Source organism: Allofrancisella inopinata, assembly GCF_012222965.1.
Lineage (GTDB): Bacteria > Pseudomonadota > Gammaproteobacteria > Francisellales > Francisellaceae > Francisella > Francisella inopinata.
On sequence record NZ_CP038241.1, the window covers coordinates 638,337 to 654,178 of the forward strand.

The window sequence follows — 15,842 nt, forward strand, 5'->3', positions numbered from 1 at the left end:
GTTGACTTTTATCGCTGTGGGGTACAAAAACTTTTTAAAGATTTTATAAAAATGACAAATATAATATTCCAAACCCAAAAAAATAGAAATTATGAATTTGACAAATATGTTAATGACTGTGAAAAGCAAGATATTTGTTACGAAGTCCCTTTTATTTACCAGAATAAAATAAACTTGTGCTCTATTTCTTCTTTTTATATGATGCTTTTGTTTTTTAAACGATACGACGATCTAGACAAAAGTGAATTAGTAAATTGTATAGAGCATTCTCCATATAATGCAAATATTTATCAATTTTATACTAACAAAGGGATACCATATATTCATAATGATAATAATTTTTTAGTAGAAATTGAAAAGAAGTTTGGTTTTAATATACAACATTGGGATATTGGAGGTTATGGTGAAAGTAAAAATGGTATATATGAGCTTCTTAATGAAGGAGGGCCATTTGCTGTTGTACATGAATGGAAACATGTAGTTTTGGTAAAGGGAATTATAGGAAATAATGTAATTTTTCATGATCCATGGAGCGGAAGGAATTTACAGTGTAGATACGATCATAGGTCATGGGATTGGACAAATGCATGGTTACATAACCCAGGAGGGCCTTTATTTAACAAAAAAGGCATCATTGTTAAGAAAAATTTTAAAACTTATTTAACAGAAGCGGTAAACGCTTATATGATTGCGTATAAACAACAAGGAAATAGGGGGTTATTCCATAGACACTCTAAATCGGGCCTAGATAGATTAAATAAATTCTTAGAAAATATAAAAACAATTACAACAAATGATGGCCTTATGCTTGAAATAAGAAGTTTTATGTTAAAAGAATACCCGTATAATCTATATAGTGGGAAAATTAATCTTAATAGGCATTCAGGGGCAACATACCTTCTACTTGCTATACGCTTATATCTTAAGCAAGCTGAAGAAAGTGATTTAGGTGTATATTTATCTAAAATAAACGAGTATTTAAAAACTATAAATCCTAGCATACTTATAATAGATTGGAGCTCTAAAATCAGAGAGAATATAAAGGATTTTATATGTAAAAATTGCAAGATGAGTTTTTAGGAAAACTCACGGAATCTGTAGGGCAATAGAGAATGGTGCGTTTAAAGAGTTCGGAAAAGATTTTTTCAAAGCTCGTGAATGATAGGTTATAAATTTGATGGGAGTGGTTTATTATAAGAATGGCTAAATTTCATGTAAAACTAAGTTTTGAAGCCGCGATCAGTTACAAGTGCTAACCTAAAGGCTGATCTTAATATTATATCAGGGATAGTATTTATGTAGTTTGCCCAATCATTAAATTGAATATCTACTGCCGGTAATATAGCAGAAGAGTTATTTAAACTTTCTATACTATTTAACATAGCCTGGTGTACTTCAAAAAAACTGTGTCCACTAAAGTAATACAATATTGTTGGGGCGATTATTTCAAAATATTGATTATATTTTTCTTTATCTACATGAAGAAGAAATAATACTTTAACAGACATTAAACCTAACCCTGATATGCCAGATATATATAGTTGATTGTGTTCTTTTCTATAATTATTCCAATTGCTATTTATATCTTTAGGGCCATTAAACATGTATGCTTTAGGAACGTAATTATTAAATATTTTATCAGGCCTTTTAAATTCTTCTCCTGTATTTTCTTTACTAATAAATCCCATCTTTTCATAGTTTTTTGGGCTATCGACTCTCTCTGGACCTTTATTTTTAAATTTGTCAGTAATATATAATTTTTGTAAAACGTAATCAGCTATATACCCATTATTTCCTAGGAAAAATTCCTTTTTATCATTCAAAACATAAAGCATCCAGTTAATTGCTTGAACAAGCATAATGGACGCAGATGCATTAATAATAAACAAATTTTCTTTTTTACTATAAAGTTCATAAATGACAGAATAATACTCCACTAAACGTGAATCTATATTTTTATTATAAATTTTCTGGTAATCTTTCTCTAAAACCAATTCATAATCATCGAAGTATTCTAAATATGCTTCTGCATAACTAAAGGGAGAAGCTGAATTCGTTAAACAAACAAGGTTATATATTCTTTTAGAATCTAAAAAGTTGTTGATACGATCATGTTTTTCATATAAACAGTCTATTTTTACAAATGAAAATAAAGATTCTAAATAAGTAATCATTTGATTAAAGATTTTGTCAATAAAGGAAGCTAAACCCTGGTTTTTGCTTTTTTCTTTAATTAGAAGATAAGCTAATGAAGTTTCAAAGATTTTTCTAAAATCAGTATATTTTTCATCGTTTGGATTCAAAAAAGGATATAATTGATCTTTTCCTCCATTTATTAGATATTTCTTAATATCTTTCGTTGAGGCACTAATAAGGTTAGGGTTGCAACTATAAATAAAATTGCTTTTTAACTCGCCCTTTATATAATCTAGAAAGTATCTCTGGTTTATTTTTTCTATTTTATATAAAGATGTTAAAAAATATTTATCAGCAAACAGATGAAGCTTATGTTTACTAAGAAAAGAATAACCTTGTCTTTGGGTATTATATGAATTAATCTCAGAACTAATAATATCTTTTATAATTAAATGTTTTTTACGTGGTTTATAAGTGTTACTGGTGAGTATTCCTCGAATTTTGTCAATTAAGTTCTTAAGCCGTTTTTTATGGTGGATATGCTTTGCTGTTAGGTACTCTTGATTTACCGTTTCAAGCTCTTTTTCAAAACACATAAAGTTATCGTCGTGGAATATTTCAATATATTGCCCATTCAACATTATTTCTCCTATAAAGTTTTACAGATGTGTATAATTTTTAGCTACACCCCATGCAAGATTAATTATAATTTTATAACAAAACTTGCCTGTACATATATCAATTAATATTTATAATTTAAATTTGTTTAAATATAATATTTATTTTAATAAGTATTCTATATTATAAGTTGGTTATGCGCAAAATTATTTTTATTTTTTTAATAGCTTACACCTTATTTCTTTAAAATTTTCTTTACTAAATAAGTAAAACTTCGTTTATAATTTATATATCGTAAATGTAATTATTGCTTATTAAGATGAGCAAGGTTAGTCGTAATTTTAAGTTACAGTGATTCGCTACTACCTTTATTTTGGCTGGCGATATGTTTGTCACAATTTTTTAATAAGTGATTAACACATTGATAATACTCCTTTACTAAGGTAAAATTCAAACGATTAAAATAAAAATTTTTGGAGAAAAATTAATGAAAAAGATTATATTGTCTTTAGTGGCTATTGTGTTGTTTACTACAAACTCTTTTGCTGCAGATGCTTCTCAATCTGCTGGTAGCCCGTATAGTGGTCTTTTAATGTTGGTAGTGTTTTTTGCTATATTTTGGTTTTTACTTATTAGACCACAACAAAAGAAAAACAAAGAACTTCGTAAAATGTTATCTGAATTAGCTAAGGGTGATGAAGTTGTAACTAATGGTGGAATTATTGGTAAAATAGCTAAATTAGATGATACTTTCGTTGACTTGGAAATTGCTGAAAATATAATTGTAAAAGTACAAAGAAATGCTGTATCAAATATTTTACCAAAAGGGGCTACTAAGGCTTAATAGGCTTTGAATCTTACTTTTTTAACCTTTTTCTTTTTTATAAAAGGATCCTTTCAATGAGCAATAATAAAAGTCTTTCTATAAACCAGTTTCCCTTATGGAAAAACCTTTTGATAGTTTTTATATTAGTGATAGCTTTGTTTTATGCTTTACCAAATATTTTTGGTAAAAGTCCAGCTTTGCAAATCTCACAAAAAAATGGTGAGATAACTAGCCAAACTCTTACTCAGGTTGAGGATATTTTAGACAAAAAGAATATAGCTTATCAAAAAGTAACCATAGCGGATGATAAAAGTAATATTGCTATAATTTTTTGGGGTGTTGCTGAGCAGCTTAAAGCAAAACAAATTTTAAAAGATAAATTAGGAAACCAGTATATTATAGCTATGAATATGCTTACTAATTCTCCTAATTGGTTGTCAGTTTTAGGTGCTAATCCAATGAACTTAGGTTTGGATCTACGTGGTGGTATGTACCTTATGTTAGAAGCTAACACCCAATCAGCTATAGATGCTCAGCTTGGTAATACTTTAAGCATAATCTTAAATGCAGCTAAAGAAAAAGGTATAAATATAACTAATTCAACAAAAGCAGAAGACAAGACTGTTATGAATGTACCAACAGAGTATACTAATAATGGTTTTATTTCACTAACGGTGAATAATCCTTCAGACATGCAGAAACTTATAGCATACCTAGATACAGATTTTAGAAAAAACCAAGATCCTGACGTTCTTTACACAGCTAAGGGTAATACAATATTTATTACTTATACGAGTCCAAAGATATTGCAGTTAGAGCAAAGTGCTATCTCTCAAGTAGTAACAGTCATGCGTAATCGTATTAATGCTCTTGGTGTGGCTGAAGCTTCAGTAGCTCAAGCTGGACGAAATCGTGTGGTTATAGAAATACCAGGTTTACAAGATGCTACCCAAGCTAAGCAGATATTAGGTGGTACAGCTACAGCAAATTTTTATTTAGTGAATCCTGTTACTGATCGTTTAGCTACAGAGGAGCAGGGTTATAAAGTTTATTCATTAGATAGTGGCAGAAGTTATCAAAGTTACTATAGTTTAAAAGGGACCCCAGTTGCAGGTGGCGCTGATATTATTAGTGCTAATCCATCTATTGATCAACAGACTGGTACGCCAATTGTTATGGTTGAGCTAAGTAGGGGTGCAGCTAGTCATTTTAGAGAAATTACTGGTAAAAACGTTGGCAACCCTATGGGTGTAATGCTTATCAATACGACTTATGAAAAGACTTTAGATGAAAATGGTAAAGAGCAAAATACTGTAAATAAAACTGAAAAGTTAATTAATGTCGCAACTATTCAGTCAGCTTTAGGTTCACACTTTCAAATTACAGGATTAAATCAAAAAGAAGCAAGTAATTTAGCTCTTATGATTAAATCAGGTGCGCTGCAGGTACCGGTTCATATTGTACAAGAGCAGCAAATAGGTCCAAGCCTTGGTAAAGATAATATTGAGAAAGGGACTCTTTCAATAGTGATAGCTCTTTTAGCAGTTATAATCTTTATTGTAGTTTATTATAGAGTTTTTGGTGTTATTGCTAATATCGCTTTAATCATGAACTTACTGTTAATAATAGCGGTTATGTCAATTATACCCGGTGCAACTTTAACTTTACCTGGTATAGCCGGTATAGTGCTTAACTTGGGTATGTCTATAGATGGTAATGTACTAATCTTTGAGAGAATTAGAGAGGAGATACGTGCTGGTACACCACGTCAAAGCGCTATTCATATAGGTTACCAAAGAGCATTTACAACAATAGTTGACTCAAATATAACAACATTGATTGTGGCAGTAATTTTATTTTTTATCGGCAGTGGGGCAGTAAAAGGATTCGCCATTACTCTAATGATAGGTATAGTAACCTCTATGTTTACAGCTGTCACAGTATCTAGAGCGATGACAAATTTTGTCTATGGTAAGAGAAAAAAACTAGATAAAATCTCTATTGGCATATAATTTTTAGGTTGGGTTTATAATGGAATTTTTTAAGCAAAAGACTCAGATAGATTTTCTAGGAATAAAGAAATACACAACTATCTTATCAGTGTTAATGATTGTTATATCATTGATTTTTATTTTCGCCAAAGGTCTAAATTTAGGGTTAGATTTTACAGGTGGTTATCAAGTACAAATCCATACACAAAAAAATGAAAATTCACAGACTTTAGCTGATGAGTTAGCTAAGGTAGGATTTGATAACACAACTATTACAACTTTTGGTGAAAATGGTGACTATTTAATCAAATTTGCTCCTAATGTAATTAACTTTAAAGCTAAGGATTTAGATGATGCTCAACAGCAATTGCAGCAAAAAATAGAAACTGTCCTTAATGCAAAGGTTCAAAGTGTTAACTATATAGGTCCACAAGTTGGTAAAGAACTAGCAAGCAATGGTATTTTGGCTATTATTATAGCTTTAGTGTGCATACTAATATATATTAGTGCTAGATTTGAGATGAAATTTGGTATAAGTGCATGTCTGGCGTTGCTGCATGATCCTATAGTTATATTAGGTATATTTGCTGCATTTCAATTAGAATTTGACCTTACAGTTTTAGCAGCTGTGTTAGCTGTAATAGGTTATTCGTTAAATGACACTGTAGTAATTTATGATAGAGTTAGAGAAAACTTTAAAAAAATGCGTAACGCAAGTGTAGTAGAAGTAGTTAATAGAAGTATTAATGATACTTTATCAAGAACTATCCTTACATCAGGATTAACTATGTTAGTAGTTGTAGTATTGTATTTGTTTGGTGGTAGTTCGGTACACAATTTTTCTTTAGCACTAATCTTGGGCATAGTTGTTGGTACTTATTCTTCTATATATGTCGCAGGCGTTTTAGCAGTAGCTTTAGGATTAAGTAGAGAGTCGCTATTACCTAAGCAAGTTGAAAAGAATGATACGTCAGTATTTTAATGAAGATGTAGTTAGTTTGGAGTTTTAATAGTGTATAATATCACTAAGAATTTGTAATAAGGAAGTAATATGAAAAAAACTTTTTTAGCAGTAGTACTGTCAATTTCTACATTAGGTTTAGTACCAGCTATGGCAAATGATTCTACTAAAGAAATTGCTCCAAAATGTCACAAGCATCATAGTGATAAGCTTGTAAGTATTTATGCAGAGGATGTAAACAGCTCTAAAGTTATTGATACTATAACTTTTAAAAACCTAGACGATTATAATGTTTTCTATTGCAAAGATAATAACTGGTGTGAAGTTGTTAGAAAAGATGGTAACGTTGGTTGGATTAATTTAGAAGAGCTAAAAAAAGCTCAAGATAGATATGCAAAGCGTATGTATAAACAAAATCTAGTACAAAAGTTAGAGCAAGATAATAAAATACAGGCTCAGCAAATAATAGAATTACAAAGAGTTATAGTTAGAATGCAAAAAGATTTCTCCATGGCTTTACAAAACCAACAAATACAAATTAACCAATTAAAGCAGGCTATCTACCGCTAAAAAATAGGAGCCACATGGCTAAAAAAAAATGTTTTCCTATCACAACTAAGTCTAAAACTTTACCTGTAGTATCTGATAATGATTTAAACTCATATCTTAATTTTGTTAATAGTTTACCTATATTATCAGTTGAAGAGGAGCAAGAGTTGGCGAGACTTTATAGGTATAAAAAGGATCTAGATGCAGCCCAACAGCTAGTAATGGCACATCTTAGATTTGTGACCAAAATTGCTAAAGGTTTTGCTGGATATGGCTTATCTATTGCTGATCTTATCCAAGAAGGTAACATTGGTCTTATGAAAGCAGTAAGTAAGTTTGATCCAGAACAGGGGGTTAGATTAGTTTCTTTTGCTGTTCATTGGATTAAGGCAGAAATGCATGACTATGTACTTAAGAATTGGAAAATTGTAAAAGTGGCGACAACAAAAGCACAAAGGAAATTATTTTTTAATTTAAGGAGTAGCAAGGGTAAGATTGGTTGGCTAAGCCCTGAAGATATAAAGCAGATAGCTGATGAACTTGGAGTTAAAGAAGAAACAGTTATTGAAATGGAAAAAAGAATGTGTCAGGGAGACGCTAGTCTTGATCTACCATATAAAGATGGTGAAGGAGAAGATACAAATCAACAAAGCTTATATCTTGAAGATAAAAACTCAGATGTTGAGCATCAGGTAATCCAGCAAGATTATTATGATAACCTTATGGAAGCTGTAAAAGAGGTTCTAAGTAATTTTGATGCTCGTACAAAAGACATTGTTATGTCTAGGTATTTGTTGGAAGAGAAAACTACCCTTCAAGATTTAGCAGATAAATATAAAATTTCTGCTGAGAGAGTTCGTCAAATAGAAGAAGAAGCTTTAGTTAAGCTTAAAAAAGCGATTAAAAACCGTAGTTAATAAACCTTTCTTCATTTTAAAATCTTTATCTTGAAATTACTTATGCTAATATAATAGCTATTATATTATAAATTTTAATAGAATAATTTGAATGAAAGATTGTATACCTAGGCTGAGGTTGCAAGTAAAAAAACAAGTAACTTTAGATGGCTCAAAAAGCTTATCTAATAGAGCTTTAATAATTGCTGCTGTGGCTAAAGGTCAAACAAGGTTTGAAAATTTACCTAATAGTGCAGACGTTTTAGCTTGTGTGGCAGCGTTAAAAGAACTTGGCTGCGATATCAAACATAACCAAGAAGCAAAGTCTTTAATTATAGATGGCTGTGATGGGGTATTTAAAAATAAAAAAGCTAAGATTTTTTGTAATGAATCTGGTACTTTAACTAGGTTTATAATTCCTATGTGTGCTACCCAAGATGGTGGTGAGTTTTATGTGTATGCGAAACAAAGAATGATGGAAAGACCTTTAGCTGATCAGTTAAAACCACTGGAGAAACTTGGTATGCAAGTTACATATCATAATATTAACCATGCAATGCCAATGACTATGCATTCAAATCTTTTAAATGGTGGAAGTATACAGGTTGATGGTAAAAAAAGTTCACAGTTTGCTTCTGGATTACTTATGGCAGCACCACTAATGCGAAAAGGATTATTTATAGAATCAATTACAGATCATAAGCAACCATATTTAGAAATGACATCTAAAGTTATGTCAGAATTTGGAGTAAATGTTGAAGTTGATAATAACGTTTATGAAGCTAAAAATTCTAATTATGTTTCACCTGGAAGATACGTAGTTGAGCCTGATGTCTCTACAGCTTCATATTTTTGGGCATTTGCTGCTATTACAGGTTCTGCTATTAAGGTTATGAATGTAACCAAGCAGTCTAAGCAAGGCGATATAAAATTTTTAGAAGTGTTACAAAAGATAGGTTGTACTATTAATTATTATGACGAGGGTATTGAAGTGATTGGAAATAATCAGTTAAAAGGGGTATATGTTAATATGCGTAACTTTTCTGACACTTTTATGACTTTAGCTGCTGTAGCTTGTTTTGCCGACGGTGACACCTATATAGAAGGTCTTAGTCATACACGTGGGCAGGAGTCAGACAGGGTTGCAGCTATAGCAGAGGGTTTAACTAAATTAGGAGTTTATGTTGAAACTACAAAAGATAGTATATTAATTTCACCAGCAAGAAGTAGCTTTAAACCAGCAGAAGTTGATAGCTATAATGACCATAGAATAGCGATGTCATTAGCATTATTAGGTTTAAGGATTGATAAGGTTATTATTACTAATGCTGAGGCTGTTAATAAAACTTGCCCAGATTATTTTGATAGAATGAGAAGTTTGGTAAGTTAGCTTATGACAGCAAAAGACCGGATTATTATTAAATATCTGCAGCAACGATGGTATAAAAAAACTTTGGTAATTACAAGTTTAGAATGTAATTATTCAAGTAATATTAGATCTTTGAAAACAGTAGTTTGCTCAGGCTATTTAGAAACTGGTAAAAAGGGTTGTATTTTTAATATACATGCCTGGCCATTTGAGCCTAGATTTTTCGATTTGATCATAATTGATAGTGCTTTTGTAGATAGTAAACAAGAGCAAAAAGCCCTATTAAAGCAATTATATTTCTGTCTTTCAGATGATGGAGAAATTATCGTTGCAGGAACTACAAACATTAGGGCTTATAATCTAGTTTCAAAATTCCTCTCTAATGGATTTCTTAATAAAAAGATAGAGTTGTTAATAAACTCTGAGAGTGTCCTTATAGACTTATTTAAAAGAATTTTTAGCAAAAAATTTGTTGCTTTTTTTAAAAAAGATAATTTCTTTAAAATAGACCCTGTAGAGATTTCAGAATTACTTGAAAAGCCAGTTAAGTGTAAAACATACCGCGGTGTAGGGGCTAAAGAGATATACAAGGGTTGCTATGAAAAAAAATAATTTAGTTGCATATACTGATGGAGCTTGTAAAGGAAATCCTGGTATAGGGGGTTGGGGAGCTATCTTAAGCTATGGTGATATTACTAAAGAGATATACGGAGCAGAATTTGATACAACTAATAATAGGATGGAGCTTTTAGCCGCAATTGAAACACTAAAAACCCTAAAAAGAAAATGCCAAATTAGTATCTTTACAGATTCGAAGTATTTGCAAAATGGAATTAATCAGTGGTTGACTAACTGGAAAGCAAATGGCTGGAAAACTAGTGGTAAAAAAGAAGTCAAAAATAAAGATTTATGGCAAGAATTAGATCAGTTGACAAAAATACATGAAGTTAATTGGCACTGGGTTAAAGGGCATAGTGGTAACCAAGGTAATGAAAAGGCAGACCAATTGGCAAATAAAGCTATATTAGAGCTTATGGGAAAACCCTATGGTAAATCTTAATCATAAAGAAATTCTGGTTTTATATACTGGTGGCACTATAGGTATGGTTAGTACAGCTAATGGCTATGATGTAGAAGAAGGTTACTTAACAAAAACAATTAACAGCATAATTGACTTTTATAATCATAAAATGCCAAAGTTTGTTATAAAGGAGTATAGACCACTTATTGATTCTTCTAATATTAAGCCTGCAAATTGGCTGACTTTAGCCTTAGATATTGTTAAAAACTATGACAATTATGATGGATTTGTAATTTTACATGGTACAGATACTTTGGCGTATACGGCTTCTATTTTGTCTTTTATGCTGGGAGAGGTTCAAAAACCAGTTATTGTGACAGGTTCTCAAATTCCTATTTCACAAATTCGCTCAGATGCTGTATCAAATATTCTAAACAGCCTTATATTTGCTTGTAGTGATGTGATTAAAGAGGTATGTGTGTATTTTAATAAACGCTTGTTAAGAGGTAATAGAACTACAAAAATAAGTGCAACAGGATTTGATGCATTTTTGTCACCAAACTACCCTATACTAGCTCACGCTGGTGTAGATATTAGAGTGGATGATAGGTTACTATGGCAGCGCACTATAGATGCTAAACCAACAAAACTAGCAAATTTCGAAATACCTAATATTGCTATCTTGAGTGTTTTTCCAGGTATGAGTGCAAAAATTTTAGAAAATATTTTAGAGCCTCCTATTCAAGGGCTAATCCTTAAAACTTATGGAACTGGGAATATGATGGATGAACCTAAAATTCACGATACTCTTGCTAGTGCAAATGATAGAGGAGTTGTAATAGTTAATTGCACACAATGTATGTATGGAAGTGTTAAGATGGGTGTGTATAAAACCGCTAGTGGCTTAGTTAAAGCAGGTGTTGTCTCAGGATACGACATGACAGATGAAGCAGCATTTGGTAAGTTATTTTATCTGTTGAGTCAAAAAAATTTATCACAAGACCGGGTGAAAGAATTTTTTGAAAAGTCTTTGCAAGGAGAAGTTACTATTGAAGCTTAACTGTCACCACTATAGTAAATTAAATAAATATGAAAGAAAAATTGATTAGTTAAGGTGTGTGTTTTTAGTTTATTTTTTAAAACTAGATAAGTTGCAGGAGATTTCTACTTACGTGGAAATAATGAATGGGAAGAATTTTTGTAAAAAATATAGGAGAATAATATGAGTGATATAAATGAGTTGATCAAAGGTAATAGAGAGTGGGCTGAGGAAGTTAAAAAAACTAATCCAAATTTTTTTGAAACATTATCAAAAGGACAATCACCAGAATATCTTTGGATAGGGTGTTCAGATAGTCGAGTACCAGCTAACCAAGTTTGCGGATTAGTTCCAGGAGAGGTCTTTGTACATCGTAACGTGGCAAATGTTGTTTCTTTAACAGACCTTAATTGCCTGTCAGTTTTACAGTTTGCTATTGAAGTTTTGAAAGTGAAAAAGATTATAGTTTGTGGACATTATGCATGTGGTGGAGTAGAAACTGTCGTAAGAGATAAAAGTTATGGTCTTATTGATAACTGGTTAACATCTATCCATGAAGTTAAAGAGCAAAATAAACAATTTATAGAAGAAACCTTAAGTTGCTTTAGGCATGATCAAGAAAATTATATGAAGAAAAAAGTAGATATTATGTGTGAGTTAAATGCTCTCCATCAGGCTTTAAATTTATGCAAAACTACTGTTGTGAAAGCAGCTTGGCATAAAGGTTTGAAGTTTACTATCCATGCAGCTATATATGGTGTTGCTGATGGTAAGTTATATGAAATAGGTGGTGGTGTAGGCTCTCGTGAAGAAATGAATATTGTTTATGATCAAGCAATAGAAGCTATTAAGTCTAGATATTGTCAATAGTATATAGTCAAAAATAATTGAAACCTACTACAGTTAAGATGGTTTGTGTTTAAATTAAATCCTCATAGTTAAATTTTAACATGGTATCTATGGTTTTTATGATATGATACGTCATTAATAATGATGCGTTAATAGGTTAACATTGATTATGGTCTCTAATATTAATTTCTATTGGTATGGTGACATTCCTGAAAAAAGTGTATTAAGAAATTTAGCAACATGGGTTAGATACTTAAGTAAGAGCAAAAGTGAATTCATAGTTAGATTGTGGACATCTGAAGACATTATAGGATCTCTCATTAGTTTAGAATTAGGGATTGAAGCTGGAAAATATTCCATGCCTAGAATCACTCCGCTAAAGAAAGAAAAATTAAAATTTGATGGTTTAGATGTTGTGATTGATACATATAAATTTTGTGACGTTAGGTTTAATAATATAGTTGTTTGTGATTATGATCAGTTTAGTGGTTATTATAGCTCTATCCCACAATTAACTAAGTTTTATAATTATTTAAATGATAATAGACTATATGTGTTTGCATCAGATATTGCTAGGTTACTTATTGTAAATCATTTTCCAGGGTTTTACCTAGACTTAGATTTCTTGCCTAACCAAGAAAAAGTTTTTTTTCGCAATATTGATCGTGTAATGGGGTTGTTTGCCCTAGCTGGATTTACATTAGGACCTAAAGATTATTATTTGTATTGTCTTAAGTCAACATTTCAGCGAGAAAATGCTCTTATAATAAATTTTCATAAGGGTGGTATAGATGTTTTAATTGAGGAAATAGAAAACTGTTTGCAAAAAAAAATTACTGAAAACAATGGTCCGCACTATGTTGATGAAACCGAAATTTACAAAGAAATATTTCAAGGACCTAAAGCTCAGCAATTAAAAAATAGTTTTTTTAAAGGTGAAGATAATGATTATTTAAAGTATTACAGTGCTAAAAATGCTGAGGCTTTTATAAATAAAAATGAAGAAGACGGATTCTCAATACTTGGCAGATTTAGGGATTCTATAGAGTTTATATTTTCGCAAACGGTTTTCTATTCTTACTTTAGAACTACTTACGGAGGTAACTTTATTCATAAAGAAAAAGATGAGTATGGACTTTTTTACATGTTCCATATTGATAAGTATTTTTTAAATTCTCAATCTAATTTACCTCTTTACAGTTGGGCAAATCCTGGTTTTGCCAGATTACAAAAGTTGGATTCAGCTACATATCCAATAAATAAAGCATTTAAAAATTTTCTAGCATTGCTATTAAGAGCATTTATTCTAAAGCTAGAAGTTATGTCATTTGGAATTAATAATACTAAAAATTCAGTACATAACAAAATAATGCATCTTGGAGATAATCATTTGAAGAAAAAATTTGAACGCCTTCTGAAGAATATAAGTGATTCTCATAAAATAACTCCTTTAAATTATGAACAAGCTTATTCATATTTGTTAGAAAGCTACAAAATATGCACAAGGATATATGCCAATAAGCAAATTGAAAAAAACTTTTTAGAGCTATTAAATACAAAAAAGTATTCTTCACTTGCCAATATATGGAAAACTTATAAAAAATAGGTTCTTAATAACAGTTTTGTTGAGAGTAAATGAATTTTAAAAGTCATTTATCCAGTAGTGCATATAGTATATATGCAACCATTGCAGTTATTAAATCTATGGTGAATAAAGCAACTATGAATTCATTATAAGTATCATCAGTTAATAATGTAAAAGAGCTTAGAATACTATAAATACTAAAAAAAACCAAACAAGCAGCTTTAAATGGGGGTTTTTTAATTATAGCAATTATTGAAAAAAAACACATGCTTAACTGGAAAATACCAATTTGAAAAATTGCAGGAGTGAAAATCCATCCTTGAAATTTGCTTACACTATCCCCATATAACAAACACATGTAGCTGTTAATAAAAGTTATAATGCTGAAGTTGCAGGCTATAAAGTAGTTTGCGTATATTCTACTATGATTTTGGCTGTAAATAATAATGCTGTGACAAAAAGCGAGAATAAAAGGTGTTATTAGTAGACATATACTTATAATAATAGTTACCATATAATGATCTTGAAAGTTGTAAAATAAGTATGTCGAATTTTACAGTAAATATTTTGCCTTGTCATATATTTACAAAATAAAGATATAGACAATCTAGGTGATGATAGTTAAAATTTGCTACTAGGTATATTGTTAAATAAAAATAGGAAAAAGTTAAAATGGATGTAACTGTTGAAAAGAAAGAAGGAATTAATTGTTCACTACTAATAGAAGTACCGGCTGATGAAATTGATAATATGGTAACTCAAAAAATAGCGCAAACTGCTAAGTCAATAAAACTAGATGGCTTTAGACCAGGTAAGGTTCCAGCAAGTTTAGTAAAAAAGAAATATGGTGAGCAAATCCGTTTTGAAGTTATATCAGATTTAATACCTAAAAAATACACAAAAGCTATACAGGATGAAAAGCTTGAAGTCGCTGGCATAGAGATCGATTTAAAAGAAAATAAAGAAGGTGAAAACCTTAAGTTTGTAGCTAACCTTGAATTATTTCCAGAAATTGAAGTAAATGGTTGTGACACTATAACGGTTGAAAAGCCAATAGTTGAACTAGGTGATAAAGAAGTCCAACAAATGATAGAAAACCTTAGAAAGCAATTAGCTACTTATTCTGAGGTTGATAGGGTTGTAAAATCAGATGATAAAGTTACTATAGATTTTGTTGGCAAAAAAGATGGAGAGGTTTTTGAAGGTGGTTCAGCTAATGATACGGATGTGGTTATTGGTTCTGGACAGATGATACCAGGTTTTGAAGATGGTATTATTGGTATGCAAAAAGATGAGCAAAAAACTATTACAGTTACTTTTCCAAAAGATTACCAAAATCAGGATCTTGCAGGTAAAGAAGCTCAGTTTGATATAACAGTGAAAAAAATCCAACAACCAGAATTACCAGAAGTAAATGAAGAATTTGTTAAGAAATTTGGAGTAAAAGGTGGGGTGGATAGCTTTGAGTCAGAAATCAAAGAAAATATGCAACGCGAATTGAAGTTTATAATCCAAAGGAAAATTAAAGAACAAGTTTTTAAAGGATTAAGAGATATAGTTGAGTTTGACGTGCCAAAAGCTTTAATTAAAAGAGAAATTGATGCTGCTAAGAAAAACCTACTAAATAGCATGGGTGGAGCAAAAAGTAACTTTGATGTTAACCAGTTACCAGATAATTTATTTGAGGCAAATGCTAAGCAAAAAGTAAAAACAAGTTTGATACTTGATAGCATAATTAAAACGCAAAATTTTGAAGCTGATGATAAGGAAGTTGACAGTCTATTAGATGAAATGGTTCAAGCATATGAGGAACCAGAAAAAACTAAAGAGCAAATCAAAAAAAACCCGAGAGAAATTAATAATTTAAAAGCATTAGTGATAGAAAATAAGCTAACTGATTGGGTTTTAGACCAAGCTAAAGTTACTGATAAAAAAGAAGATTTCTTTGCGATTATTAAAGAAAATATGCAAGCACAACAAGCTGGGTTTTAAATTAAAATTC

The 15,842-nt window shown here is 30.7% G+C and carries 15 protein-coding genes; 13 read left to right on the forward strand and 2 right to left on the reverse strand.

Going from position 1 to position 15,842, the window contains the following annotated elements:
- The first annotated feature begins 51 nt into the window (after positions 1-51).
- Complete coding sequence (locus tag E4K63_RS02930) at positions 52-1,080, forward strand: C39 family peptidase (protein WP_133941175.1); 1,029 nt, start codon at positions 52-54, stop codon at positions 1,078-1,080.
- Positions 1,081-1,220: 140 nt separating this feature from the next.
- On the opposite strand, the gene E4K63_RS02935 is transcribed toward E4K63_RS02930, so the two are convergent.
- Positions 1,221-2,777, reverse strand: coding sequence for a hypothetical protein (locus E4K63_RS02935; protein ID WP_133941177.1), 1,557 nt, complete (start codon positions 2,775-2,777; stop codon positions 1,221-1,223).
- A gap of 464 nt (positions 2,778-3,241) precedes the next feature.
- Between E4K63_RS02935 and yajC the strand changes: the two genes are divergently transcribed.
- From yajC to E4K63_RS02990, 11 genes are all read left to right on the forward strand, one after another.
- On the forward strand, positions 3,242-3,598 hold the full coding sequence (gene yajC, locus E4K63_RS02940) for a preprotein translocase subunit YajC (protein WP_133941178.1): 357 nt from the start codon (positions 3,242-3,244) through the stop codon (positions 3,596-3,598).
- A 56-nt stretch (positions 3,599-3,654) separates the two neighbouring features.
- A complete protein-coding gene (secD, locus tag E4K63_RS02945) occupies positions 3,655-5,592 on the forward strand; it encodes a protein translocase subunit SecD (protein WP_133941180.1) in 1,938 nt (645 codons plus the stop codon).
- 19 nt (positions 5,593-5,611) lie between these two features.
- On the forward strand, positions 5,612-6,553 hold the full coding sequence (gene secF / locus E4K63_RS02950) for a protein translocase subunit SecF (RefSeq protein WP_133941182.1): 942 nt from the start codon (positions 5,612-5,614) through the stop codon (positions 6,551-6,553).
- A 69-nt stretch (positions 6,554-6,622) separates the two neighbouring features.
- Positions 6,623-7,102, forward strand: a complete 480-nt coding sequence (locus tag E4K63_RS02955) for an SH3 domain-containing protein (protein ID WP_133941184.1) — start codon at positions 6,623-6,625, stop codon at positions 7,100-7,102.
- 14 nt (positions 7,103-7,116) lie between these two features.
- Complete coding sequence (rpoH, locus tag E4K63_RS02960; RefSeq protein ID WP_133941186.1) at positions 7,117-7,998, forward strand: RNA polymerase sigma factor RpoH; 882 nt, start codon at positions 7,117-7,119, stop codon at positions 7,996-7,998.
- Between the two features lie 91 nt (positions 7,999-8,089).
- Entirely contained in the window at positions 8,090-9,367 is a 1,278-nt protein-coding gene (aroA, locus tag E4K63_RS02965; protein ID WP_133941188.1) for a 3-phosphoshikimate 1-carboxyvinyltransferase, read from the forward strand.
- A gap of 3 nt (positions 9,368-9,370) precedes the next feature.
- Positions 9,371-9,958, forward strand: coding sequence for a class I SAM-dependent methyltransferase (locus tag E4K63_RS02970; RefSeq protein WP_133941190.1), 588 nt, complete (start codon positions 9,371-9,373; stop codon positions 9,956-9,958).
- Positions 9,945-10,406 carry a ribonuclease HI gene (gene rnhA, locus E4K63_RS02975; protein WP_133941192.1) on the forward strand — a complete coding sequence of 154 codons (462 nt, stop codon included), beginning with the start codon at positions 9,945-9,947 and terminating at the stop codon, positions 10,404-10,406. The genes E4K63_RS02970 and rnhA overlap by 14 nt, the downstream gene beginning before the upstream one ends.
- Positions 10,393-11,427, forward strand: coding sequence for an asparaginase (gene ansA / locus E4K63_RS02980; protein ID WP_133941194.1), 1,035 nt, complete (start codon positions 10,393-10,395; stop codon positions 11,425-11,427). Before rnhA ends, ansA begins: the two co-directional genes overlap by 14 nt.
- Positions 11,428-11,589: 162 nt before the next feature.
- Positions 11,590-12,276, forward strand: a complete 687-nt coding sequence (locus E4K63_RS02985; RefSeq protein ID WP_133941196.1) for a carbonic anhydrase — start codon at positions 11,590-11,592, stop codon at positions 12,274-12,276.
- Positions 12,277-12,424: 148 nt separating this feature from the next.
- Entirely contained in the window at positions 12,425-13,861 is a 1,437-nt protein-coding gene (locus E4K63_RS02990) for a glycosyltransferase family 32 protein (RefSeq protein WP_133941197.1), read from the forward strand.
- Between the two features lie 43 nt (positions 13,862-13,904).
- Here E4K63_RS02990 and E4K63_RS08330 read toward each other — a convergent pair whose 3' ends face one another.
- On the reverse strand, positions 13,905-14,354 hold the full coding sequence (locus tag E4K63_RS08330; protein WP_133941199.1) for a DUF6790 family protein: 450 nt from the start codon (positions 14,352-14,354) through the stop codon (positions 13,905-13,907).
- A gap of 158 nt (positions 14,355-14,512) precedes the next feature.
- Between E4K63_RS08330 and tig the strand changes: the two genes are divergently transcribed.
- Complete coding sequence (gene tig, locus E4K63_RS02995; protein ID WP_133941201.1) at positions 14,513-15,832, forward strand: trigger factor; 1,320 nt, start codon at positions 14,513-14,515, stop codon at positions 15,830-15,832.
- The last annotated feature ends 10 nt before the right edge of the window (positions 15,833-15,842 follow it).